General features: G+C 60.2%; 18 protein-coding genes. 8 read left to right on the top strand and 10 right to left on the bottom strand.

The genetic code is table 11. The features are described 5' to 3' along the window. The 5 genes from CAG02_RS20450 to kdgD form a co-directional block, all read right to left on the bottom strand. On the bottom strand, positions 1–942 hold the full coding sequence (locus tag CAG02_RS20450; RefSeq protein WP_085711802.1) for an AEC family transporter: 942 nt from the start codon (positions 940–942) through the stop codon (positions 1–3). A 184-nt stretch (positions 943–1,126) separates the two neighbouring features. After that, positions 1,127–2,680 carry a galactarate dehydratase gene (gene garD, locus CAG02_RS20445; protein WP_085711803.1) on the bottom strand — a complete coding sequence of 518 codons (1,554 nt, stop codon included), beginning with the start codon at positions 2,678–2,680 and terminating at the stop codon, positions 1,127–1,129. An 11-nt stretch (positions 2,681–2,691) separates the two neighbouring features. Beyond that, complete coding sequence (locus CAG02_RS20440; protein ID WP_085711879.1) at positions 2,692–4,056, bottom strand: MFS transporter; 1,365 nt, start codon at positions 4,054–4,056, stop codon at positions 2,692–2,694. Positions 4,057–4,154: 98 nt separating this feature from the next. Beyond that, on the bottom strand, positions 4,155–5,594 hold the full coding sequence (locus tag CAG02_RS20435) for an aldehyde dehydrogenase family protein (RefSeq protein ID WP_085711804.1): 1,440 nt from the start codon (positions 5,592–5,594) through the stop codon (positions 4,155–4,157). 61 nt (positions 5,595–5,655) lie between these two features. Then, entirely contained in the window at positions 5,656–6,567 is a 912-nt protein-coding gene (gene kdgD / locus CAG02_RS20430) for a 5-dehydro-4-deoxyglucarate dehydratase (RefSeq protein WP_007953624.1), read from the bottom strand. Between the two features lie 234 nt (positions 6,568–6,801). On the opposite strand from kdgD, the gene CAG02_RS20425 reads away from it, so the two are divergent. The 3 genes from CAG02_RS20425 to CAG02_RS20415 all read left to right on the top strand — a co-directional run bounded on the left by CAG02_RS20425 (position 6,802) and on the right by CAG02_RS20415 (position 8,789). After that, positions 6,802–8,109: a phospholipase gene (locus CAG02_RS20425; protein ID WP_085711805.1), complete on the top strand. Its 1,308-nt coding sequence runs from the start codon at positions 6,802–6,804 to the stop codon at positions 8,107–8,109. Between the two features lie 11 nt (positions 8,110–8,120). Continuing rightward, positions 8,121–8,312 carry a hypothetical protein gene (locus CAG02_RS20420; RefSeq protein WP_085711806.1) on the top strand — a complete coding sequence of 64 codons (192 nt, stop codon included), beginning with the start codon at positions 8,121–8,123 and terminating at the stop codon, positions 8,310–8,312. Positions 8,313–8,414: 102 nt separating this feature from the next. Continuing rightward, positions 8,415–8,789 carry a hypothetical protein gene (locus CAG02_RS20415; RefSeq protein WP_085711807.1) on the top strand — a complete coding sequence of 125 codons (375 nt, stop codon included), beginning with the start codon at positions 8,415–8,417 and terminating at the stop codon, positions 8,787–8,789. Positions 8,790–8,793: 4 nt separating this feature from the next. On the opposite strand, the gene CAG02_RS20410 is transcribed toward CAG02_RS20415, so the two are convergent. From CAG02_RS20410 to CAG02_RS20395, 4 genes are all read right to left on the bottom strand, one after another. Continuing rightward, entirely contained in the window at positions 8,794–9,540 is a 747-nt protein-coding gene (locus CAG02_RS20410; RefSeq protein ID WP_085711808.1) for a FadR/GntR family transcriptional regulator, read from the bottom strand. Positions 9,541–9,646: 106 nt separating this feature from the next. Further along, positions 9,647–11,374, bottom strand: a complete 1,728-nt coding sequence (locus tag CAG02_RS20405) for an ABC transporter ATP-binding protein/permease (protein ID WP_085711809.1) — start codon at positions 11,372–11,374, stop codon at positions 9,647–9,649. 96 nt (positions 11,375–11,470) lie between these two features. Further along, positions 11,471–12,031, bottom strand: a complete 561-nt coding sequence (locus CAG02_RS20400) for a response regulator transcription factor (protein WP_003221630.1) — start codon at positions 12,029–12,031, stop codon at positions 11,471–11,473. Further along, positions 12,024–13,286: an ATP-binding protein gene (locus CAG02_RS20395; protein ID WP_085711810.1), complete on the bottom strand. Its 1,263-nt coding sequence runs from the start codon at positions 13,284–13,286 to the stop codon at positions 12,024–12,026. The genes CAG02_RS20400 and CAG02_RS20395 overlap by 8 nt, the downstream gene beginning before the upstream one ends. Before the next feature lie 315 nt (positions 13,287–13,601). On the opposite strand from CAG02_RS20395, the gene CAG02_RS20390 reads away from it, so the two are divergent. Next, positions 13,602–14,321 (top strand): SIMPL domain-containing protein, encoded by a 720-nt coding sequence (locus tag CAG02_RS20390; RefSeq protein ID WP_085711811.1) that lies wholly within the window; start codon positions 13,602–13,604, stop codon positions 14,319–14,321. Positions 14,322–14,396: 75 nt separating this feature from the next. Here the strand turns inward: CAG02_RS20390 and CAG02_RS20385 are convergent, their stop codons facing one another. Next, positions 14,397–14,756, bottom strand: a complete 360-nt coding sequence (locus CAG02_RS20385; protein WP_085711812.1) for a DUF6124 family protein — start codon at positions 14,754–14,756, stop codon at positions 14,397–14,399. Positions 14,757–15,637: 881 nt separating this feature from the next. Between CAG02_RS20385 and CAG02_RS20380 the strand changes: the two genes are divergently transcribed. The 4 genes from CAG02_RS20380 to CAG02_RS20365 all read left to right on the top strand — a co-directional run bounded on the left by CAG02_RS20380 (position 15,638) and on the right by CAG02_RS20365 (position 22,606). After that, positions 15,638–17,239, top strand: a complete 1,602-nt coding sequence (locus tag CAG02_RS20380; protein WP_085711813.1) for an ABC transporter substrate-binding protein — start codon at positions 15,638–15,640, stop codon at positions 17,237–17,239. Positions 17,240–17,499: 260 nt separating this feature from the next. Beyond that, a complete protein-coding gene (locus CAG02_RS20375) occupies positions 17,500–19,122 on the top strand; it encodes an ABC transporter substrate-binding protein (protein ID WP_085711814.1) in 1,623 nt (540 codons plus the stop codon). Between the two features lie 294 nt (positions 19,123–19,416). After that, entirely contained in the window at positions 19,417–21,015 is a 1,599-nt protein-coding gene (locus CAG02_RS20370; protein WP_085711815.1) for an ABC transporter substrate-binding protein, read from the top strand. Positions 21,016–21,193: 178 nt separating this feature from the next. Continuing rightward, on the top strand, positions 21,194–22,606 hold the full coding sequence (locus CAG02_RS20365) for an OprD family porin (RefSeq protein ID WP_085711816.1): 1,413 nt from the start codon (positions 21,194–21,196) through the stop codon (positions 22,604–22,606). Positions 22,607–22,643 lie beyond the last annotated feature (37 nt).

The following is a 22,643-nucleotide window of genomic DNA, read 5'->3' as shown; positions in this document are numbered from 1 at the left end:
TCAGATCCACCCGCCCCACTGCAACAGAAAGATCCCGACGTTGGTGGTCACCGCCGCCATCAACGTGGTCAACACGATGATCGCCGCCGCCAGTTCATGATTGCCCTGGGCCGCCCGGGCCATGACAAAACTGGCGGCCGCCGTCGGGCTGCCGAAGTACAGAAACAGAATCCCCAGCTCCGCCCCGCGAAAGCCCCATAGCCAGGCACCCAGCGTGGCGAACACCGGCAGGCCGATCATCTTCACCAGACTGGAACTGAGCGCCATGCTGCCGCTCTTGCGCAGCGCCGCCAGCGACAAAGTCCCACCAATGCAGATCAGCGCCAGTGGCAGTGTGGTTTGCGCCAGGTACTGGCCGGACGTCTCCAGCCAGCCCGGCAGACCGATCTTGAACCAGGCAAACGGCGCCGCCGCAATCACGCTGATGATCAGCGGATTGCTGAACACGCTTTTGCAGATGCTCCACGGATCGGACTTGATCACCGGACTGTAGACCGCCAGCACAATGGTCGACAGGGTGTTGTAGAAGAGGATCACCAGCGCCGCGAGAATCGCTCCGAGGGAAATCCCGTAGTCACCATACATGCTTGCCGCCAGCGCCAGACCGATCACCCCGTTGTTGCCGCGAAACGCGCCTTGCGTGTAGATGCCGCGATCCTCGCGCGGGCAGCGGAGAATCGCCCAGCCCCAGGCCAGGGCGAAACTGGCCAGGGTGGCGACGGCGAAGTAGATCAGCAGCGCCGGTTGCAGCGCGGCGTGCAGGTCGGCATGCAGGATGCCGAGAAACAGCAGCGCCGGCATGCTGACGTTGAACACCAGCGACGAGGCTGTGTGGATGAAGTTGTCGTTGATCCAGTCGATGCGCTTGAGCAACACCCCGAGAAACAGCATGGCAAACACCGGCGCGGTGATGTTCAGGGTTTCGAGGAAGATAGCCAGCATGCCGGAGAGCCTTGAAGGTGAGCGTCGTTAGGGGGCTAATGATAAGCCACAAGTTCTCCCGCGTCTGGTAGGCCGCTATCGCGAGCAAGCGCGCTCCCACACTGATCCTCAGTGCTTACACAATTTGTGTATCAATGGAGACTCCTGTGGGAGCGAGCTTGCTCGCGATGCAGGCGACTCAGTCTCAGGTGATAGGCGCCGGATTGAACAACGTAATGTCGTTATGCAGCTTGTGCTTCTCGGCCCACGTCTGCTGCTTGCCGCTCGCCACATCCAGATAGTAGTGGAATAACTCCCAACCCAATTCCTCGATGCTCGCACGACCGGTAGCAATCCGCCCGGCATCGATGTCGATCAGATCCGGCCAGCGCTGCGCCAGTTCGGTCCGGGTCGACACCTTCACCACCGGCGCCATGGCCAGGCCATAAGGCGTGCCGCGTCCGGTGGTGAACACATGCAGGTTCATCCCCGCCGCCAGTTGCAACGTACCGCAGACAAAATCACTCGCCGGCGTCGCACAGAAAATCAAACCTTTCTGCTTGAAGCGCTCCCCCGGACCCAGCACGCCGCTGATCGCGCTGCTGCCGGATTTGACGATCGAGCCCAAGGACTTCTCGACAATGTTCGACAACCCGCCCTTCTTGTTGCCCGGCGTGGTGTTGGCGCTGCGATCCGCCTCGCCCTTGGCCAGGTAACGGTCGTACCAGTCCATCTCGCGCACCAGTTCCTCGGCAACGGTTTTGCTCTGGGCCCGAGAGGTCAGCAGGTAAATCGCGTCGCGCACTTCGGTGACTTCGGAAAACATCACCGTCGCCCCTGCTCGCAGCAGCAAGTCCGAGGCATAACCCAGCGCCGGGTTGGCAGTGATCCCGGAAAACGCATCGCTGCCGCCGCACTGCATGCCGAGGATCAACTCGGACGCCGGCACGGTTTCCCGGCGGCGCTGGTCGAGTTTCTTCAGGCGAACTTCGGCCAGTTCCATGATCTGCTCGATCATCTCGGTGAAACCGTGACTGGAATCCTGCAAGCGATACAGCCACGGCTCGCTCAGATCCACCGACGCATCGTCCTCGTGCATCACCTGCCCGGCCTGCAACTTCTCGCAACCCAGACTGATCACCAGCGCCTCGCCACCGAGGTTCGGGTTGCGCGCCAGATTGCGCACGGTGCGGATCGGGATGTAGGCGTCGGTCGCCGTGATGGCCACGCCGCAACCGTAACTGTGGGTCAGCGCCACCACGTCATCGACGTGGGGGTACTTCGGCAACAGTTCATCCTTGATGCGTTTGACCGCGTGATCCAGCACCCCGGTGACGCACTGCACGGTGGTGGTGATCCCGAGGATGTTGCGCGTGCCGACGGTGCCGTCGGCATTGCGATAACCCTCGAATGTGAAGCCCTCCAGCGGCGCCTGGGCATCCGGCACTTCGGTGGACAGCGGCAGGCTGTCCAGCGGTGGCGCGGTCGGCATGCGCAGTTGATCTTCCTTGACCCAACTGCCACGGGGAATCGGCTGCAATGCATAGCCGATGATCTGGCCGTAGCGAATCACCGTGCCGCCCTCGGGGATGTCCACGAGGCTGACCTTGTGGCTTTGCGGCACAAAATCCACCGTCACCAGGCCATCGGCAAAGGCGGTGCCGGCCGGAACGCCTTGGTCATTGACCACGACCACTACGTTGTCCCGCTCGTGCAGGCGGATGTAGCGCGGCGAGTCGGAATGTTCAATCAACTGCATGGCGCCGCTCCTCAGGAATGCGCTTGAGACAATTTACCGGTGGCTTCGGAACCGCCATTGGTTGGCGGCTCTTTCAGTACCACACGTTTGATCGGGCCGACGATCACCAGATAGCTGAACACCGCCACCAGTGCGTTGGCACCGACGAACACCAGCGCCCACTTGAACGAACCGGTGGAGCTGATGATGTAGCCGATGACGATCGGCGTAGTGATCGAGGCAATGTTGCCGAAGGTGTTGAACAGCCCGCCACTGAGACCGGCGATCTGTTTCGGCGAAGTGTCGGAGACCACCGCCCAACCCAGTGCGCCCACGCCTTTACCGAAGAACGCCAGGGCCATGAAGCCGACCACCATCCACTCCACTTCAACATAGTTGCACGCGACGATGCTGCTGGAGACCAGCAGGCCGGCGATGATCGGCGCCTTGCGGGCGAAGGTCAGCGAGTGGCCCTTGCGCAGCAGATAATCGGAAATCACTCCGCCGAGGACACCGCCGATAAAACCGCAGATCGCCGGCAACGAGGCAATGAAACCGGCCTTGAGAATGGTCATGCCGCGCTCCTGCACCAGGTACACCGGGAACCAGGTCAGGAAGAAATAGGTGATGCCGTTGATGCAGTACTGGCCCAGATAAACGCCGAGCATCATGCGGTTGGTCAGCAACTGACGGATGTAGTCCCATTTCGGGCCGTCAGCCTTTTTGCCTTGTTTCTGATCCATGTCGACCATGCCGCCGTTGTCGGCGATGAACTTCACTTCCGCTTCGTTGGCCATCGGGTGCTGGCGCGGGCTGTGGATAACCTTCAGCCAGATCAGCGAGAACAGGATGCCGAACACGCCCATGACAATGAACACGTGTTCCCAGCCGAAGGCATAGACGATCCAGCCCATCAGCGGCGCGAACAGCACGGTGGCGAAGTACTGTGCCGAGTTGAAGATCGCCGAAGCCGTACCGCGTTCGGCGGTCGGGAACCAGGCCGCGACGATGCGTGCGTTGCCGGGGAAAGATGGCGCCTCGGCCAGCCCGACCAGGAAGCGCAGCATGAACAACGCGACGATGGCCGTGGACATGCCGAACTCACCGACGAAGCCTTGCAGCACGGTGAACAGCGACCAGGTGAAAATGCTCAGGGCATAGACTTTTTTCGAGCCGAAGCGATCGAGCAGCCAGCCGCCGGGGATTTGCCCGGCCACGTAGGCCCAACCGAATGCAGAGAAGATGTAGCCGAGGGTGACCGCGTCGATGCCGAGGTCTTTTTGCAAACTGGAACCGGCGATCGCGATGGTGGCGCGGTCGGCGTAGTTGATCGTGGTCACCAGGAACAGCATGAGCAGAATCAAATAGCGGACGTGAGTCGGCTTGGACGATTGCATGTAGATGTACTCCCACTGATTATTTTTATGCGGGTAAAACATTCTTTGGTCTTGTGCCGCGCAGGGCCTTGGCAATAACCCTGCGCGGGTGCAGCGACTTACGAACCGATGTAGGCGGTTTTCACCACGGTGTAGAACTCTTGCGCATAACGGCCTTGCTCACGTGAGCCATAGGATGAACCCTTACGGCCCCCGAACGGAACGTGGTAATCGACGCCGGCGGTCGGCAGGTTGACCATCACCATCCCGGCCTGGGAATGACGTTTGAAGTGGTTGGCGTACTTCAGCGACGTCGTGGCGATGCCCGCCGACAGACCGAATTCGGTGTCGTTGGCCATGGCCAGTGCGGCCTCGTAATCCGCCACGCGGACGATGTTGGCCACCGGGCCGAAGATCTCTTCGCGGCTGATACGCATCGACGCTTCGCTGTCGGCAAACAGGGTCGGCGCGAGGAAATAACCCTCGGTGTCGCAGGTCACCAGACCACCGCCGCTGACCACGCGAGCGCCTTCGGACTGGCCGATGTCGATGTATTTCAGGTCCTGCTCAAGCTGCGCTTGCGAGACTACCGGACCGATGTCGGTGCCGGCCTTCAGCGCGTGGCCGACCTTGATCGACTTCATGCGCTCGGCCATGGCTTCGACGAACTTGTCGTGAATGCCGGCGGTGACGATCAGTCGGCTCGACGCGGTGCAACGCTGGCCGGTGGAATAGAACGCGCTCTGCACCGACAGCTCGACCGCCTGCTTGAGGTCGGCGTCGTCGAGAATGATCTGCGGGTTCTTGCCGCCCATCTCCAGCTGAACCTTGGCCTGGCGCGACACGCAGTTGACCGCGATCTGACGCCCCACACCAACGGAGCCGGTGAAGCTGATACCGTCGACTTTCGGGCTGTTGACCAACGCTTCACCGACCACACGACCGCTGCCCATCACCAGGTTGAACACGCCGGCCGGGAAGCCTGCGCGGGAGATGATTTCGGCCAGTGCCCAGGCGCAACCCGGCACCAGATCCGCCGGCTTCAACACCACGCAGTTGCCGTAGGCCAGGGCCGGGGCGATTTTCCACGACGGGATGGCAATCGGGAAATTCCACGGGGTGATCAGGCCGACCACGCCGAGGGCTTCGCGGGTGACTTCAACGTTGACGCCCGGACGTACCGACGGCACGTAGTCGCCGGACAGACGCAGGCACTCGCCCGCGAAGAACTTGAAGATGTTGCCGGCGCGGGTCACTTCGCCGATGGCTTCCGGCAGGGTCTTGCCCTCCTCCCGGGCCAGCAGGGTGCCGAGTTCTTCGCGACGGGCGAGGATTTCGGTGCCGACCTTGTCCAGCGAATCGTGGCGAGCCTGAATGCCCGAAGTCGACCACGCCGGGAACGCGGCGCGTGCGGCGTCGATGGCGGCGTTGACCTGAGCCAGATCAGCCTTGGCGTAGTCGCCGATGGTGTCGCTCAGCTCGGACGGGTTGATGTTGACCGAGTAATCGTTGCCGGCGACCCATTCACCGTTGATGTAGTTGTCATAGCGCTTGGTCACGAATCATTCTCCTGACGCAAAAGGCCGCTGATTGCTCAGCGGCCTTATTTATAGGGTTGTGTTACTGCGCACCTTGCTTGTCGATCAGCGCGGCGAGCATTTCGTACTCTTCGCGGGTCAGGTCGGTCAGCGGCGCCCGCACCGGGCCTGCGTCATAGCCGGCGATCTTGGCGCCTGCCTTGACGATGCTCACGGCGTAACCGGCCTTGCGGTTGCGGATGTCCAGGTATGGCAGGAAGAAGTCGTCGATGATCTTGCCGACGGTGGCGTGATCTTCGCGGGCAATCGCGTGGTAGAAATCCATCGCGGTTTTCGGGATGAAGTTGAACACCGCCGAGGAGTAAACCGGCACGCCCAGCGCCTTGTAGGCAGCGGCATAGACCTCTGCAGTCGGCAGACCACCGAGGTAGCTGAAGCGATCGCCGAGACGACGACGGATCGACACCATCAGCTCGATATCGCCCAGACCATCCTTGTAGCCGATCAGGTTCGGGCAGCGCTCGGCCAGACGTTCCAGCAGCGGCGCGGTCAGGCGGCAGACGTTGCGGTTGTACACCACCACGCCGATGTTCACCGATTTGCAAACTGCTTCAACGTGGGCGGCGACGCCGTCCTGGCTGGCTTCGGTCAGGTAGTGCGGCAGCAGCAACAGGCCTTTGGCGCCCAGACGCTCGGCTTCCTGAGCGTATTCGATGGCCTGGCGGGTCGAACCGCCGACACCGGCGAGGATCGGCACGCTGCTGGCGCAGGTGTCGACGGCAGTCTTGATGATTTCCGAGTATTCGCTGGCGGCCAGGGAGAAGAACTCACCGGTGCCACCGGCGGCGAACAGGGCCGAAGCACCGTACGGGGCCAGCCATTCCAGGCGTTTGATGTAGCCCGCGCGGTTGAAATCGCCCTGGGCATTGAAATCGGTGACCGGGAACGACAGCAGGCCGGCGGAGAGGATGGACTTCAGTTCTTGTGGATTCATTATTCGAACACCCTGGTAGCAACGTTTTTTGTGAGTGGACCGTTCAGCCTTCGCTGAAGTTGTAGGTCATCGTACAACTTAAAAGATAACCGTCAACTGCATTTCATCGACGTCATCCACGTCCGAGTAGGACTCTGCTTATCTTGACGTAGGAAACATCTGGGCTAGCCTGACAAATACTGTTTATAAGTACAGTATGTTTTTTTATCCGAATGACATCTCAAGGAGCCGGAAATGTCAGACCCACAAAAACAAACAGCGCCGCGTATCGCGCGCTTCGAGGAGCTGTTCAGTGAAACGGGGATCGAAATCGAGGGCGAGCAGTCGCATATCGTGCTGCTGGCTACCGACTCGCACATCGAGCCCCCGCCTCCCGTCGCCAGCCCGCGTAAACCTGCGGCGGGCAAAGGGATCGGGCTGTATTACGAAATGCTTGAACACACCGCCATCGGCGACAGCGTCCTGTTGCGTCTGGACACAACGACACCGCCACGGCCGGCCGGCAAGATTCCCCTGCACCTGCCCAACGGATTGACGCTGACCTATGGGCAGATACTGGGATTGGGTGGCGATTTCTATGGGATCCCCGAACAACCGATCTGCGACGGCGCGACACCCGCCGAGCGTGTGCAGCGCTTTAGCGCTGCGTACAACTCTTTGGCAATTGCGCCTGCCGCCAAAGCCGAAGTCGGCAATATCCTGGAGGTGGCAAAGCAGGAAGCTGCCGCCGTTGAGCAAGCCATCAGCGAGGGTAAACCCGCCCATGAGGCCTACGACAAACTGGGTGATACGTTGTCCGAAGAGTGGAACAAAATCACCGGCGGTGGCAGTTTTGTATCCGCCCTTTTCCCGTTGGGACGTTATCTGAAACTGGCGGCCAACAATCCCGACCATTTTGGTGAATGGGCACAACGCGCCTACATCGCCGGACATGCAGCAGCGCTCAGGCAGGCGGTCCACGCCCACGAAAAGAAGGACAACGCAGCCCTCGAACAGGCCTACGCCATGAATGCCTTCGCCGATCATTTCCTCACTGACCTGTTCGCCTCCGGCCACCTGCGCGTACCGCGCCGCGAACTGGCAGCGGTGGTGACTCCCGGGGATCTGGGTTCACTGATCTCCCGCTTCATGCACGACGAAGACAACCGGTTCGGCCTCAAAGTCCGCAACGGTCTGGGCGAACATTGGCGCACCTATGGTGACAAACGCTATTTCGATCTCTTCCCCGAGGATGGGCAGCTCGCCAACCAGTCCCATGTCAAACAGGCAACCCAGGCGTCCGCCGACGAAGTGTTCGACGCCTTCCTCAGCGGCACCAGCCCCGATGAAACCGCTTTCGCGGCGCTGCAACAACTTCCGGACCTCGCTGATGTGCACAGACTGGAGAGCAATTTTGCGCCGCTGTTCCGCGTTCAGGGCGGCAAAGTGCTTCGACGCAAGGATGTGAACAACCTCAACGACACGGCCACCGTCGATGACTGGTGGGGCTGGAGCACCTATCTGCTGCTCAAGGACTATCAACCTGCCGGCAATACGGATTAAGGAGTGATTCGATGACCATCAAATTGAAACTGGAACTGGCTTCCGGCCAATCGCTGAAAGGCGCGCCGTTGCAATTACTGCTCGACGGTGTCGCCATCGCCCGCACTTCGGTGGATGCACAGGGTCTGGCCCTGTTCGAAGTCACCCCCGCCCCGGGCAAACTGACCGTCAGGGTCGATCGTTCGATTCTGCCCAAGAGCTGAAATGCCCGGACAAGATTGCCCCGGCGCGCCTCACCGATTCGCCGGGTAAAGTGCGACGACTGCCGCGAAGGATCGCGGCAGATCTTTCAAGGAGAACGAGCCATGACGTTTGCCGCTGCACACCTTCCGCAATTCCCCGATCACGCCAGCGACTCGATCATCCTGAGGCTGTCGAACCTGGATGACGACCTGATCGTCCGCGTACCCGACGGCCAGAACACCCCGCCGAACTGGGATGTGTACCCGATCCTCGGCGAGGATCCGGAAGAGCCTGAATGGCTGGGTTTGTCGGAGCCGACCGGCGTCTGGGATGACGCACTGGACGATATGGTCGGCCTGACGGGAATCGAACTGAGCATCCCGAGATTCGAGCTGGAAAAGTACCTGAACAGCACCGTCGAGCTGCGCTACAAGTTCGCTGATGAGGCCAGTCTGGAACCGTGTTCCGAACCGTTGAAACTGTACATCGAAGCCTGATCCCTCAGCCCTGAGCCTGCGCCTCTTCATGGGCCTGACGCAGCCGTTCGCGGCTGTTGGTCAGGTGCAGGCGCATGGCCGCGCGGGCGGCATCGGCATCCTGGCGGGCGATGGCCTCGTAGATTTCCTCGTGCTCGCGGCTCAGGCGATTCATGTAATGCTGCTGATCATCATGGGCCAGGCGCGCCGAATTCAGCCGCGTACGCGGAATGATGCTGGTGCCCAGGTGGGTCATGATGTCGGTGAAGTAGCGGTTGCCGGTGGACAGCGCGATTTGCAGATGGAACTGGAAATCCGACGCCACCGCATCGCTGGCATGGGCCACGCTTTCGTTCAGCGCATCGAGGGCGGCGCGCATCGCGGCCAGTTGTTCAGCGCTGCGACGCTGTGCGGCGAGGCCGGCGGATTCGACTTCAAGGCTGATACGGAATTCGAGAATTGCCAGCACATCACGCAAGGTGACCACGGTGGCCGGGTCGATCCGGAAACCGCTCGGGCTCGGCGTATCGAGCACGAAGGTGCCGATGCCGTGGCGGGTTTCGACCTGCCCCGCAGCCTGCAGCCGGGAAATCGCCTCGCGTACCACCGTGCGGCTGACGCCATGGGCTTCCATGATCGCCGACTCGGTGGGCAACTTGTCGCCACGCTTGAGCAGACCGTCGCGGATCTGCTCGGTCAGCACCGTCACCAGTTCCTGTGCCAGGCTGCGGCGCTTGCGAGGGAGGCGCGGGGTGTCGATCGGGGTTTCCATGGTCTGCGTTTGTCTCGAAAATTCGGTAAGAGGGGCATCATAGCCCAAGGGAGTTGTACGATCACCGTCCTCTATGGGAGCAGGCTCCCACAGAGGACGGTGCACATCAGGCCGTCACGGTCTGCTCGACCAGATGCCCGCTGTCGATCCGCACATGCCGTGGATGGAAGCGCTTGAGGCTGCTGCGATGGCCGACGCTGACGATGCTCAGGCCCGGCAGCTGATCGATCAGGGCCTGATACAGCGTGGCCTCGTCTTCTTCGTCCATCGCCGACGTCGCTTCGTCCATGTACAGCCAGTGCGGTGCGTAGAGCAGCGCACGGGCGAAGGCCAGTCGTTGTTGTTCACCCGGCGAGAGCATGCGTTGCCAGTGGTTGGCTTCGTCCAGACGTGCCACCAGATGCGGCAGACGGCAGGTTTCCAGCACTTGTGCATAACGTTCCGGCGCGTAGGTGTCGCCCGGTTGTGGATAACTCAAGGCGTCGCGCAGGGTGCCGATCGGCAGATACGGTTTCTGTGGCAGGAACAGATAACGGGCGGACGGCAAGCGGATACTGCCGTGACCCGACGGCCACAGATGCCCCATCGCCCGGAACAGCGTGGACTTGCCGCTGCCGGAGCGGCCACTGAGCATCACCCGGTCGCCCGGTTCTACGGTCATCGTGGCACTGGTCAGCAGATGACGGCCATCGGCCAGATCGAGCCCGAGGTTGTGTACCTTCAATTCGCTGCCCTGATTCTGCACGTCGATGGCCGGTGCACGCTCTTCGTTGCTGGTCATGGCCTGATGGAAGCTCAGCAGACGATCGCACGTGGCGCGCCAGGAAGCGAGGTTCTGGTAAGCACTGATGAACCAGCTGAAACTCTCCTGAACGTTGCCGAATGCCGAGCTGATCTGCATGAGTTCACCGAGCTCGATCTTGCCGGCGAGGTAACGCGGCGAGGCGACGATGAATGGGAAAATGATCGCGGCCTGGCTGTAACCGGCCGTGAAAAACGTCAGGCGCTTGGAGACTTTCATGATGTCCCAGAAGTTGTGCCAGACATTGCCGAAGCGGCCGCTCAAGCGACGATTCTCATTCGGTTCGCCGTTGTACAGAGCAATGCTTTCGGCATTTTCCCGAATCCGCACCATGGAAAAACGCAGGTCGGCTTCAAAGCGTTGTTGTTGGTTGTTCAGACCGATCAAACGACGACCGATCAAGTGCGTCAACCAACTGCCCACCACCGCGTAAACCAGCACGCACCAGAACATGTAGCCGGGAATGGTGATGCCATAGACTTCGATGCTGCCCGAGACGCCCCACAAAATAATCGAAAACGACACCAGGCTGACGATATTGCGCAGCAGCCCGATACCCAGCTCAAGGGTATTGGAGGTGAAATTGTTGAGGTCTTCGGAAATCCGCTGGTCCGGGTTATCGGTGTAACCACCCTGCTCCAGCTGGTAGTAATTCTTGTCGGCGAGCCAACGGGAAAAATGCTTTTCAGTAAGCCAGGCCCGCCAGCGGATCGTCAGCATCTGAGTCAGGTAGAGCCGATACACCGCACCGACAATCGCGACCGCAGCAATCGCGCAGAAGTACAGGATCAGATGCCAGAACGCCGCTTCATCTTTCTTTTGCAGCGCATTGTAGAAGTCCTTGTACCAAGTGTTGAACCACACCGAGATGCCCACGCTGAGCAGCGAGAGTGCAATCACGGCAATCAGCAACGTCCAGGCCTTGCCCTTCTCTTCGCTGCGCCAGTAAGGCGTGGTCATGGCCCACACCTTGCGAAAAAACTGCCCGCGCACAGCATCGTTGACCGCGGAATATTCAGCGTTCTGATTCATGGAAAAGGCTCGATAAAGAAAAGAACAGACACGCACCGATCATAGTTGATCGGTGCGCTTTATCGCGAGGGCTGGCGATGGCCGTTCAGCGCAGGTTCAGCGACGAACCGGGCGCTTCTGCAGCTTGCGCTGCAGGGTACGGCGGTGCATGCCCAGGGCACGGGCAGTGGCGGAGATGTTGCCTTCGTGCTCGGTCAGCACACGCTGGATGTGTTCCCACTGCAGACGATCCACCGACATCGGGTTTTCCGGCACCAGGCTGTCGAGGTCGGCGTGCTCGGACAGCAGCGCTGCCAGCACGTCATCGGCGTCCGCCGGTTTGCACAGGTAATTGCAGGCACCGCGCTTGATCGCTTCGACTGCCGTGGCGATGCTCGAGTAACCGGTGAGGATCACCACGCGCATTTCCGGGTCCAGTTCCAGCAGCTTGGGCAGCAGGACCAGACCGGAATCGCCGTCCATTTTCAGGTCCAGCGCGGCGTAGTCCGGCAGATCGGCCTGGGCGATAGTCAGGCCTTCCTCGGCGGAACCGGCGGTGCTGACGCGAAAACCACGGCGGGCCATGGCGCGGGCCATCACCCGGGTGAAGGTCGCGTCGTCATCGACCAGCAGCAAATGCGGCAGTTCTTCGCCTTCGACTTGGATTTCGTCACTCATGTTGCTCTCCTCGGGCGCCGTGGGGCAGGCGCAGCTCGGTGAGCGTGCCGCCTTCCTCATGACTATAGAGTTTCACTGAGCCGCCGGCGCGTGTCACGCTGGCCTTGCTCAAAAACAGGCCCAGGCCGAAGCCCTTGCCCTTGGTGGTAAAAAACGGTTTGCCGATCTGCTCGGCGATGGCCAGCGGCACACCGGCGCCGTGGTCGCGGATGCTGATGGTCAGGTCTTCGGCGGTCCAGTCCAGGGTCACCTGAAGATTTTCCGGGCAGGCGTCGGCGGCATTGTTCAGCAGATTCAGCAAGGCCTGAGTCAGATCCGGCGGCGGCGCCACACGCGGCAACGTGCCCTGGCCCAGGCGCTGGAATCGATAACTGGCCTCGGGACGCATCAGGTGCCAGCGGTTGAGCGCTTCGTCGAGCCACTCGGTGACGTCCTGCATCTCCACGGCCATCCGGCGATTGGCCTCGGCGGCGCGCACCAGTTGTTGCAGGGTCTCCTTGCAGAGCTTCACCTGATCCTTCAACACCTTCAGGTCTTCCTGAAGCATCGGGTCGTGATGATCCTGCTGCATTTCATTGAGCAACACGCTCATGGTCGCCAGCGGCGTGCCCAGTTCATGGGCGGCACCGGCGGCCTGAGTCGCCACGGCCAGCAATTGCTGGTCGCGCAGGCCTTCTTCACGGCGGATCGCACGCAATTCTTCCTGCCGGCGCAGCTCTTCGGCCATGCGCGCGGCGAAGAACGTAATCACCGCCGCTGCGAGTGCGAAACTCAGCCACATGCCGTAGATCTGCAGGTTCTCCCGGGCCACCGGCAGGGTTTCCAGCGGATAGAAATGCGTCAGCATCAGGGTGTACAGGGCCAGCGCAATGCCGGACAGCACCACCGAATAACGCCACGGCAGCGTCACCGCAGCGATGGTCAGCGGCACCAGATAATACGAAACGAACGGGTTGGTCGAACCACCGGAGAAATACAGCAAGGCGCTGTGGATAACCAGATCGCAGGCCAGTTGCAGCGCATATTCGAGCTCGGTGACCGGCCACGAAGTGCGCAGGCGCACGGCGGTGAACACACACAGCAGAATCGAACAGCCGAGGGTCATCACCAGTTGCACCCACGGCAACGGCAACAGCTCCAGCCAGTAGGCCAGGCCCACGGAACCGGCCTGCGCGGCCAGCACCAGGGTGCGGATGAAAGTCAGCCGCCAGAGATTCTGGCGAGTGGCGGAAGTCAGTTGTACGGGGGCGAGCATGAGCTCTCCTGATGAGCGCTCCAGGCGGATCGCACGGAGTATAACCAAGGCGCGGGCTTGAGAGGCGAAAGTGCGGCAAACGACCACATGGCGCAAAGTTTTTCTGCGGCTATAAGGGCCCCTTCGCGAGCAAGCTCGCTCCCACAGGGAACGCGTCCCAAATGTGGGAGCGAGCTTGCTCGCGATTGGCTGCGCAGCAGCCACCAGCCATCTGTATAGAAGTTGTAACTGGGCGAACCGGATCATAAAAGCTAGAGTCTGATGGTTTCACGCAGGCCCCCGAACCATCACCTGCGCCCTCATCAAGGAGCTTTCATGCACACATTTCGCCGCAGCGCCGCCCTTCTCGCCCTGACCGTCGGCAGCGTCGCCAGCCTTCCGGCCCTGGCCGCCGATGAGCTGCACTACAACCAGATTTCCCTGCGCGCCGAAGTCAGCCAGGAAGTGGCCCGCGACCTGATGATCGTGACCCTCTACACCGAAGAACAGAACACCGACCCGGCCAAACTCGCGGCCGACGTCAGCACCACCATGAACAAGGCCCTGACCCAGGCCAAGCAGGTCAAAGACATCACCCTGCGCCAGGGCAGCCGCAACAGCTACCCGATCTACGACACCAAGGGCCAGAAAATCACCGGCTGGCGCGAACGCGCCGAACTGCGCCTGGAAAGCACCGACTTCGCCGCCCTGTCCAAACTTACCGGCGAACTGCTGACCGACCTGAAAATGGGCGGCATGGACTTCGCCATCGCCGACCCGACCCGCAAGGCCAGCGAAGACAAACTGCTGAAAGAAGCCGTCACCGCCTTCAAGGCCCGCGCCCAGCTGGCCACCGACGCCCTGGGCGGCAAGGGTTACAAAATCGTCAACCTGAACCTCAACAGCAACGGCTACCCACAACCGTACATGCGCGCCCCGATGATGATGAAAGCCGCTGCCGGCATGGACGCTGCACCGGTCACGCCTGAAGTCGAAGCGGGCACCAGCCAGGTCAGCCTGACCGCCGACGGCTCGATCGAAGTGTTGATGCAATGATTGAAATGACGGCTGAATGAAAAACCGGCGATCAGTGAATGATCGCCGGTTTTTTTGTGCCCGGGATTTGCGTTGTCAGGATCGCGGATCAACCCGATCCAGCGCCCGGTTCACCGCCAGCTCGGCCAGCATGATGATCTGCTGGATGCCGAGCGCCGTACTGCGCTGCGAACCGCTGAGTTCATTGGCGAAATTGCTGGCGATGGTACTGGCCGACGCCAGGGATTCGCAGGCATTGGCCAGCAGGCTTTCGGTGTCGACGTTGGGCGTGACCATATACATCGTGCTCGGGCGCGGTCTGGAAGGGTTGGGGCAGAGGTAATAGTCGAGGGCGCGTTTGATGGCTTCGCGGTTGCGGGCGAGGTCTTCGGCGCGCATGGCTTCTTCGAGGGGCGTGGGTGTTTCGAGGGGTGGGTCGGGGACAACCTTGTTCATTGATTAACTCCTTGCTGACTTGAAGCCACCAAATGCCGTTCTCACGCGGCGAAGAGGTGGCAGCTATGTGCGGGGTGAGAAACCGGGCAAGGAGATTCCGGCCAGACCAAAGTCTGCCCGCACACGGCCGCCATAAATCAACTACAGGCAGCAGAAAGCTGGCGGCAATTATGGTCGGACTGACGTTTGAATAACACTCGCTTGCCTGGGTTCTCACACCCAATCACAGAGTTTTCTGCGACAACCAAAGACTAGGGATCGTGCTTCCGACGGACAACCTGAAAACATTGTGGGAAGGTTCGGAGAATCCCACACATCTTTAAACATTCGAAAATGGAACGCGGAGCGTCCCGGGCGGCATTCCCACGCGGAGCGCGGGAACGATCAAGCGGTCCGCAGTTGCTTTCCGCTTTCCGCTTTCCGCTTTCCGCTTTCCGCTTTCTGCTTTCCACCACTCAACACAATGAGCGTTAGCTCGAGTAACGCTTTTGACGTGCTGGCCCCTTCGGCAGGCTGAGTGGAGGGATTCATCCGGGGGTGGGAGCGCAGCGACCGTGCGGCGCAGCCGCATGCATCGAGAGGAGGTGCAGCGAAGCAAACCGTAGGCGATGCCCCCGGATGAATCCCGGAACGAAGGAACACCGAGCCACAGCGAGGTGCCGTACGCCGGGGCCCAAGACCTTTGCTTCCTTTGGGGCGTTTGCCAAAGGGAGTCGCTGTAAGAGCGAAACCGCCAGCGGCATCACCCGAAGAAACGGATATGCCAAAAAACCGCTGGATATACCGAGATAGACACCCCCCCTCAAAAAACGATATTTCCGAACACCCCCAAATCCCCGCTAACCTCAAGGAACAACCACCTCCAGACCCACGGGCCAGACATGCATAGATTCACCCTAAAACCACTCCTGATCACCCTGGCCCTGACCGCCATAACCCCAATCGCCAACGCCGCAACAAACCTGGTCTACTGCTCCGAAGCCAGCCCCGCAGGCTTCGACCCCAGCCAATACACCAGCGGCACCGACTTCGACGCCTCCGCCGAAACCGTCTTCAACCGCCTCACCCAATTCAAACGCGGCGGCACCGAAGTCGAACCCGGTCTGGCCACAAGCTGGGACGTAACCCCGGACGGCCTCCAGTACACCTTCCACCTGCGCCAGAACGTAAAATTCCACACCACGGATTACTTCACCCCCACCCGCACCTTCAACGCCGACGACGTCCTGTTCACCTTCCAGCGCCTGCTCGACCCGGACAACGCCTTCCGCAAGGCCTACCCCGCCGAGTCCCCGTACTTCACCGACATGGACCTGAACACCACGATCAAGTCCGTGGAAAAACTCGACGAAAACACCGTGCGCTTCAACCTGAACAACGTCGACGCCGCGTTCGTGCAAAACCTCGCCATGAGCTTCGCCTCGGTGCAATCGGCCGAATACGCCGCGCAGTTGCTGAAGGAAGGCAAGGCAGCAGACATCAACCAGAAACCGGTCGGCACCGGCCCGTTCGTGTTCAAGCGCTACCAGAAGGATTCGCAGATCCGCTACGCGGCGAACAAGGACTACTGGAAACCCGAAGATGTGAAAATCGACAACCTTGTGTTCTCGATCACCCCGGACGCCGCCGTCCGCCTGCAGAAGCTCAAGACCGGCGAATGCCAGGTCAGCGGCTACCCGCGCCCGGCCGATATCGACGTGATGGAAAAAGACCCGAACCTGCGCGTCTTGAAGCAGGCCGGTTTCAACCTAGGCTTCCTCGCCTACAACACCACCCATCCGCCGCTGGACCAATTAAAGGTGCGCCAGGCGCTGGACATGGCCATCGACAAACCGGCGATCATCAAGGCGGTTTATCAAAGTGCCGGGCAACTGGCGCAGAACGCCCTGCCGCCCGCGCAATGGTCCTATGACCCGAATATCAAGGACGCACCGTACGACCCCGTAAAAGCCAGGGCGCTACTCAAGGAAGCCGGGGTTGCACCGGGTACAACCATTAATCTCTGGGCGATGACCGTGCAGCGCGCGTCCAACCCGAATGCGCGGATGTCGGCACAGATGATCCAGCAGGATTGGGAGAAGATCGGCATCAAGGCCAACATCGTCAGCTATGAATGGGGCGAGTACATCAAGCGCGCCAAGAATGGCGAACACGACGCGATGATCTACGGCTGGACCGGTGACAACGGTGACCCGGACAACTGGCTGGGCGTGCTTTACAGCTGCGCGGCGGTGAAAGGCAGCAACTACGCCAAGTGGTGCGATCCGGCCTACGACAAGCTGGTGCAGCAGGCCAAGGTGTCCACGGATAAATCGCAACGGGTAAAACTGTATCAACAGGCGCAACTGATCCTTAAACAGCAGGTGCCGATCACGCCGATCGCCAACTCCACGGTGTTCCAGCCGCTGAGCAAGGAAGTCACCGACTTCAAGATCAGCCCGTTCGGTCTAACCCCGTTCTATGGCGTGGGTATAAATAAGTAACACCCGGCCCCAAGGCGGCGCGCAAATCGTGACCAATGCACCGTTTTGGGGCTTCATTTGCACCGTAAAAACCGACCGCAAACGGTCAAATGCGTCAGAAGTTATACAGATGCGACATTAAGGTACGTTCGTGCCACCGTTTGATGCCGCCGGGCGCTCTGGATCTTGCATTGGGTATGGGCCCTGCATAAGTATCCGCAGGCACGACTCACGAGGTCGTACCTCACTATTAAAAAATGACAACAAATCATGAGGCCAACATGCTTAAACACGCGGTCATTCCGTTTTTAGTCGGCGCAGGCTTGTTAGCCTCCGCACCTTTCGCTTCCGCTGCGACTAACCTGGTGTTCTGCTCCGAAGGCAGCCCGGCCGGTTTCGACCCAGGCCAATACACCACCGGAACCGACTTCGACGCCTCAGCCGAAACCATGTTCAACCGTCTGACCCAGTTCGAGCGTGGCGGCACCGCCGTTGTTCCTGGGCTGGCGACCAGCTGGGACATTTCCCCGGACGGCCTGACCTACACCTTCCACCTGCGTGAAGGCGTGAAGTTCCACACCACCCCGTATTTCAAGCCGACTCGTGAGTTCAACGCCGACGACGTGCTGTTCACCTTCAATCGCATGATTAACAAGGATGACCCGTTCCGTAAGGCGTACCCGACCGAATTCCCGTACTTCACCGACATGGGGATGGATACCAACATCACCAAGATCGATAAAGTCGACGACCACACCGTCAAGTTCACTCTGAAAGAAGTCGACGCCGCGTTCATCCAGAACATGGCCATGAGCTTTGCGTCGGTTCAGTCCGCCGAGTACGCAGCGCAGCTGCTGAAGGAAGGCAAGGCTGCCGACATCAACCAGAAGCCGATCGGTACTGGTCCGTTCGTGTTCAAGAGCTACCAGAAAGACTCCAACATCCGTTACACCGGCAACAAGGACTACTGGAAGCCTGAAGACGTGAAGATCGACAACCTGATCTTCGCCATCACCACCGACCCGTCGGTACGTATCCAGAAGCTGAAGAAGAACGAGTGCCAGGTCACGCTGTTCCCGCGTCCGGCCGACCTCGCCGCACTGAAAGCCGATCCTGCGTTGAAGATGCCTGACCAGGCCGGCTTCAACCTGGGCTACATCGCCTACAACGTGATGGACAAGGTCAAGGGCAGCAACGAAGCCAACCCGCTGGCCGACCTGCGTGTTCGCCAGGCGCTGGACATGGCTGTGAACAAGCCACAGATCATCGACTCGGTTTACCAGGGCGCAGGCCAGCTGGCCGTCAACGCCATGCCGCCGACCCAGTGGTCCTACGACACCACCATCAAGGACGCCAAGTACGATCCTGAGAAAGCCAAGCAGCTGCTCAAGGAAGCCGGCGTCAAGGAAGGTACCGAGATCGTCCTGTGGGCGATGCCGGTTCAGCGTCCGTACAACCCGAACGCCAAACTGATGGCCGAAATGCTCCAGTCCGACTGGAAGAAGATCGGTCTGAACGTGAAGATCACCAGCTACGAGTGGGGCGAGTACATCAAGCGTTCCAAAGGTGGCGAGAACCAGGCCATGATCATTGGCTGGAGCGGTGACAATGGTGACCCGGACAACTGGCTCAACGTGCTGTTTGGTTGCGACTCGCTGAGCGGCAACAACTTCTCAAAATGGTGCGACAAGAAATTCGACGGCCTCGTGAAAGAAGCCAAGCGCACCACTGACCAGGCCAAGCGCACCGAACTCTACAAAGAGGCGCAACACGTCCTCAAAGACGCAGTCCCTATGACACCTATCGCTCACTCGACGGTGTATCAACCCATGCGCGCCAACGTGCAGGACTTCAAGATCAGCCCGTTCGGCTTGAACTCCTTCTACGGCGTCAGCATCAAGTAAAAAAGCCGGCGGCGACGTTTTCAGCGTCGTCGCCGTTTTTTCTGCCGAATAGTTAGGAAATTGCCTACATCCATTTCCACTTGGTCTGACCAAGCTGGTTTCGGACGTGTCGCCTTTTCCTACGAGTCTTTAGGACTCAGCGCATTTACTGCCAGACCTGCGGTCCCTACCGTCGGGTTCTGACCAGTGACTGCGTGGGCTATCGGTTTGCTGTGGGTTTGAGCTCAATGCGGCCACAACTTCCCTGGAAGGGATCGCGGCGCATTGAAAAACACTGAGACAAGAGGGAGCGTCATGCGCCACACCTTGGTTTTTTCCGCATTGTTGGGCGCCGGCCTGTTGGCCGCCACGTCCGCGAGTTTTGCCGCCAGCGACAGTCTGGTGTTCTGCTCCGAAGGCAGCCCGGCCGGTTTCGATACCGCGCAATACACGACCGCGACCGATAACGACGCCGCCGAACCGCTGTACAACCGTCTGGCCGAGTTCGAAAAAGGCGCGACCAATGTCGTACCGGGCCTGGCAACGAGCTGGGATATTTCCGAGGATGGCCTCAAGTACACCTTTCACCTGCGTGAAGGGGTGAAATTTCATACAACGGCGTACTTCAAACCTACCCGCGATTTCAACGCCGACGACGTGCTGTTCACGTTTAACCGCATGCTCGATCCGCAACAGCCCTTCCGTAAGGCTTATCCGACCGAGTTCCCGTATTTCAACGGGATGAGCCTCAACAAGAACATCGCCAAGGTCGAGAAGACCGGGCCGTTGACCGTGGAGTTCACGCTCAACAGCGTCGACGCCGCGTTCATCCAGAACATCGCCATGAGCTTCGCCGCCATTCTGTCCGCCGAATACGCCGACAAGCTGCTGGCCGAAGGCAAACCGAGCGATATCAACCAGAAGCCGATCGGCACTGGTCCGTTCGTGTTCAAGAGCTATCAGAAAGACTCGAACATCCGCTACACCGGCAACCCGCATTACTGGGATCAGAGCCGCGTGAAGCTGAAGAACCTGATTTTCGCGATCAATACCGACGCATCGGTTCGCGTGCAGAAGCTCAAGGCCGGCGAATGCCAGGTCACTCTGCATCCACGCCCGGCGGATGTGCCGGCACTGAAGAACGACCCGAAACTGCAACTGATCGAAAAGCCGGGCTTCAACCTTGGCTACATTGCCTACAACGTGCGCCACAAACCGTTCGACCAGCTCGAAGTGCGTCAGGCGCTGGACATGGCGGTGAATAAACAGGGGATTCTCAACGCTGTTTATCAGGGTGCCGGTCAACTGGCGGTCAACGCCATGCCGCCGACCCAATGGTCCTACGACACAACGATCAAGGACGCCGCCTACAACCCGGAAAAAGCCAAGGAACTGCTCAAGGCTGCCGGCGTCAAGGAAGGCACCGAGATCACCCTGTGGGCCATGCCGGTGCAGCGCCCGTACAACCCGAACGCCAAGCTGATGGCCGAAATGCTCCAGGCTGACTGGGCCAAGATCGGTTTGAAAGTGAAGATCGTCAGCTATGAATGGGGCGAGTACATCAAGCGCACCAAGAATGGCGAACACGACGTCAGCCTGATCGGCTGGACCGGCGACAACGGGGACCCGGACAACTGGCTCGGCACGCTGTACAGCTGCGACGCCATTGGCGGCAACAACTATTCCATGTGGTGCGACCCGGCTTACGACAAGCTGATCAAGGAGGCCAAGGTCGTCACCGACCGCGACCAGCGCACCGTGCTCTACAAACAGGCCCAGCAATTGCTCAAGCAGCAAGTGCCGATCACGCCTGTCGCCCACTCGACGGTCAACCAGCCGCTGAGCGCCAGGGTTGAAGGGTTCAAGGTCAGTCCCTTCGGCCGCAACGTGTTTTCGGGTGTCAGCATCGATTAAACCCATAACCGATTAGCCGCAATGCTGAGGAGGCTGTCTACCTCCTCACGCAAGCGCTTTGCCGAAATTTGCCGATCAGGCCTTTTGCAAACGTTTGCGATGTGTGAATGAGTTCTAAAACCAAAAACCGGCCCAACAAAAAAAGCCGGCATAAAAAGAAAGTAAAGGAGCTTCACCCATGAAACTGAGCAGCACCGCGATACTGGCCTTGGCCATCAGCAGCATCACCGCCACGGCGTTTGCCGAGGAGCAGAGCCAGGCGTTCACCCCGGTGACCGTCAACGAGAAAAGCGCCCAGGCTGACGCCACCGGCTTCCTCGAAGGCTCCAAAGTCAGCGGCACGACCCGTAACTGGTACGCCAACGAGCAACTGAAGCGCGGCGGCAAGTTCACTTACCGCAAGGACGGCGTTGCCACCCCGACCGATCGTCGTATCAACTGGGTACAGGGCACCATCGTCAACTTCACCTCCGGCTTCACTCAGGGCACCGTGGGTGTCAGCACTGAAGTAGCCGCTTACAACGCCGTGGCCCTGGAGCGTGACCGCAAGGCCCTGGCCTCCAACAACGGTGGTGCACCGGGTTCGCGTCCAGGCGCGGGCAACAACCGTACCCTGACCAAGGAAGGCGGTGACGCTGAAGGTCAGTGGAGCAAACTGGGCCTGGCCAACGTCAAGTTCCGCGTTTCCAACACCACCCTGACCGCCGGTCGCCAGAACTTCAGCACGCCAATCGTCGACACCATCGGCAACCGTGCGCTGCCTTCGAGCTTTGAAGGTGTGAGCCTGCACAGCGAAGAGCTGAACAACCTGTCGTTCGACGCCGGCAGCTTCGACCGCGTATCGCCGCGTACCGAAGAGAGCCTGTCGAAATTCCGCACCGAGTACAGCGCCAACGGCGCCGAAACCGATCGCGTGAGCATCGTCGGCCTGAACTACCAGCCGCTGCAGAGCCTGAAGACCAGCCTGTACGCCTCCAAGGCTGAAGACTTCTGGAACCAGTACTACTTCGGCGCCACCCACGAACTGGGCGACAGCAACGTCGTGAGCCTGACCACCGGCCTGAACTACTACAAGACCGTCGATACCGGCAAGAAAGAGATGGGCAACATCGACAACGACACCTACTCGCTGTCGTTCGGCCTGACTCACCAGGCCCACAGCCTGACCTTCTCGTACCAGGCGATCAACGGTGACGAGTACTTCGACTACCTGCACGAAACCAACGGCATCTACCTGGCCAACTCCCTGCTGTCCGACTTCAACGGCCCGAACGAGAAATCCTTCCAGGTCGCCTACGGTCTGAACATGGCCGAATACGGCGTGCCAGGCCTGAAGTTCAACATCTACCAGGCCCGCGGCTGGGGCATCGACGGTACTCACTACACCGGCACTGCGTATGACGTACGCAGCATGGACGGCGAGCACCACTACGAATACGGCATCGGTGCCACTTACGCGGTACAGAGCGGCCCACTCAAGGCGACCACCGTGCGTGCCACCTACACTGCTCACCGCGCCAGCGAAAACCAGGCTGACGGCAGCATCAACGAGTTCCGTCTCGTGACCACCGTACCGTTCAACATTCTGTAAAAACGCGTGCCGACGGCTGACTCAGTGACGAGTCGGC

It is taken from the genome of Pseudomonas sp. R43(2017) (assembly GCF_002112345.1).
GTDB lineage: Bacteria > Pseudomonadota > Gammaproteobacteria > Pseudomonadales > Pseudomonadaceae > Aquipseudomonas > Aquipseudomonas kribbensis.
The sequence above is the reverse complement of the archived record's forward strand: the minus strand, read 5'-3'. Positions and strand labels throughout refer to the sequence as shown.

What these genes read in the sequence shown, in the direction of transcription:
- CAG02_RS20450 (WP_085711802.1), bottom strand. Translation starts at nt 942, where the DNA reads ATGCTGGCTATCTTCCTCGAAACCCTGAACATCACCGCGCCGGTGTTT.
- garD (WP_085711803.1), bottom strand. Translation starts at nt 2,680, where the DNA reads ATGCAGTTGATTGAACATTCCGACTCGCCGCGCTACATCCGCCTGCAC.
- CAG02_RS20440 (WP_085711879.1), bottom strand. Translation starts at nt 4,056, where the DNA reads ATGCAATCGTCCAAGCCGACTCACGTCCGCTATTTGATTCTGCTCATG.
- kdgD (WP_007953624.1), bottom strand. Translation starts at nt 6,567, where the DNA reads ATGAATCCACAAGAACTGAAGTCCATCCTCTCCGCCGGCCTGCTGTCG.
- CAG02_RS20425 (WP_085711805.1), top strand. Translation starts at nt 6,802, where the DNA reads ATGTCAGACCCACAAAAACAAACAGCGCCGCGTATCGCGCGCTTCGAG.
- CAG02_RS20420 (WP_085711806.1), top strand. Translation starts at nt 8,121, where the DNA reads ATGACCATCAAATTGAAACTGGAACTGGCTTCCGGCCAATCGCTGAAA.
- CAG02_RS20415 (WP_085711807.1), top strand. Translation starts at nt 8,415, where the DNA reads ATGACGTTTGCCGCTGCACACCTTCCGCAATTCCCCGATCACGCCAGC.
- CAG02_RS20410 (WP_085711808.1), bottom strand. Translation starts at nt 9,540, where the DNA reads ATGGAAACCCCGATCGACACCCCGCGCCTCCCTCGCAAGCGCCGCAGC.
- CAG02_RS20405 (WP_085711809.1), bottom strand. Translation starts at nt 11,374, where the DNA reads ATGAATCAGAACGCTGAATATTCCGCGGTCAACGATGCTGTGCGCGGG.
- CAG02_RS20400 (WP_003221630.1), bottom strand. Translation starts at nt 12,031, where the DNA reads ATGAGTGACGAAATCCAAGTCGAAGGCGAAGAACTGCCGCATTTGCTG.
- CAG02_RS20395 (WP_085711810.1), bottom strand. Translation starts at nt 13,286, where the DNA reads ATGCTCGCCCCCGTACAACTGACTTCCGCCACTCGCCAGAATCTCTGG.
- CAG02_RS20390 (WP_085711811.1), top strand. Translation starts at nt 13,602, where the DNA reads ATGCACACATTTCGCCGCAGCGCCGCCCTTCTCGCCCTGACCGTCGGC.
- CAG02_RS20385 (WP_085711812.1), bottom strand. Translation starts at nt 14,756, where the DNA reads ATGAACAAGGTTGTCCCCGACCCACCCCTCGAAACACCCACGCCCCTC.
- CAG02_RS20380 (WP_085711813.1), top strand. Translation starts at nt 15,638, where the DNA reads ATGCATAGATTCACCCTAAAACCACTCCTGATCACCCTGGCCCTGACC.
- CAG02_RS20375 (WP_085711814.1), top strand. Translation starts at nt 17,500, where the DNA reads ATGCTTAAACACGCGGTCATTCCGTTTTTAGTCGGCGCAGGCTTGTTA.
- CAG02_RS20370 (WP_085711815.1), top strand. Translation starts at nt 19,417, where the DNA reads ATGCGCCACACCTTGGTTTTTTCCGCATTGTTGGGCGCCGGCCTGTTG.
- CAG02_RS20365 (WP_085711816.1), top strand. Translation starts at nt 21,194, where the DNA reads ATGAAACTGAGCAGCACCGCGATACTGGCCTTGGCCATCAGCAGCATC.